This window comes from Parahaliea aestuarii (assembly GCF_008064635.1).
Classification (GTDB): Bacteria; Pseudomonadota; Gammaproteobacteria; order Pseudomonadales; family Halieaceae; genus Parahaliea; species Parahaliea aestuarii.
On the sequence record NZ_VRYZ01000021.1, the window covers coordinates 1 to 1,229 of the forward strand.

1 protein-coding gene is annotated in these 1,229 nt (G+C 55.4%); it reads left to right on the forward strand.

Annotation, left to right across the window (positions count from 1 at the left end):
- Positions 1 to 63 precede the first annotated feature (63 nt).
- Positions 64 to 1,211 (forward strand): IS3 family transposase gene (locus FVW59_RS19510; protein ID WP_148066051.1). Its coding sequence is split into 2 segments (ribosomal slippage): positions 64 to 301 and positions 301 to 1,211, totalling 1,149 coding nucleotides; the frame shifts between segments, so codons are not numbered across the junction.
- The last annotated feature ends 18 nt before the right edge of the window (positions 1,212 to 1,229 follow it).

Below are 1,229 nucleotides of genomic sequence, written 5' to 3' on the forward strand. Positions count from 1 at the left end.
TGAATCGCCACCAGTTTGCTAGACACCTTTCAGCCATACACAATGGCTACCAGAGAGGTGCATATGAGCAGCAAGCGTTATCCCGAAGAATTCAAAGTCGAAGCAGTTCGGCAGGTCACTGACCGGGGGCGAAGTGTCGCCCAGGTGGCGGAAGGGCTGGGCGTTACGACTCACAGTCTCTACGTGTGGTTGAAGAAATATGGTCCACAGGCCAAAGAATACCAGGCCAAGACCGAAGATCAGGCCGAGATACGTCGACTACAAAAGGAACTGAAGCGCGTCACCGAGGAGCGGGACATATTAAAAAAAGCCGCGGCGTACTTCGCCAAAGTGTCAGAGTGAGGTACGCCTTCATCCGTGAACATCAGGTGCAGTGGCCGGTCCGCGGTCTTTGCACCCTGCTGGACGTTCACCCCAGTGGTTATTACGCTTGGCTGCGCTCCCCCAAGTCTCGACGCGCACAGGCTGACGAGCGCCTGTCGGGGCTGATCAAGCAGTTCTGGTTAGAGTCCGGCGCTGTATATGGATACCGGAAGATCCATAGAGACATGCGTGAGCATGGCGAGTCCTGTGGCCCGAATCGCGTATATAGGCTCATGCGCGGCGCTGGTATTCGAGCTCAAGTAGGCTATCGCAAGCCACGCCACAAGGCCGGCAAGGTTCATGCGGCTTCACCGAATCGGCTCAACCGGCAGTTCAATCCCGAATCCCCCAATGAGTTCTGGGCCACAGACATTACCCACATCCGAACGCACGAAGGGTGGCTGTACCTTGCGGTAGTGCTGGATCTCTTCTCTCGCCGGGTGATCGGCTGGTCGATGCAGTCTCGAATCACCAGTGAATTGGTACTGGATGCACTTCTCATGGCGGTCTGGCGTCGCAAGCCTACAGGAAAGGTGATGGTGCACTCGGATCAGGGAAGCCAATACACCAGCCAGGATTGGACTTCATTCCTGCGAGCTCATGGGCTGGAAGGCAGTATGAGTCGTCGGGGTAACTGCCACGACAATGCTGTTGTAGAGAGTTTCTTCCAACTGCTGAAGCGCGAGCGGGTGAAGCGGAAAATCTATAACAACCGTGACGAAGCACGGGCGGAAATTTTTGACTATATCGAGCTGTTCTACAACGAACGGCGGCGTCACAGTTCTAATGAGCAGCTATCGCCGGTAGAGTATGAGCGGCGTCACCAAAAGCGGCTGGAAAGTGTCTAAGGAACTGGTGGCGATTCA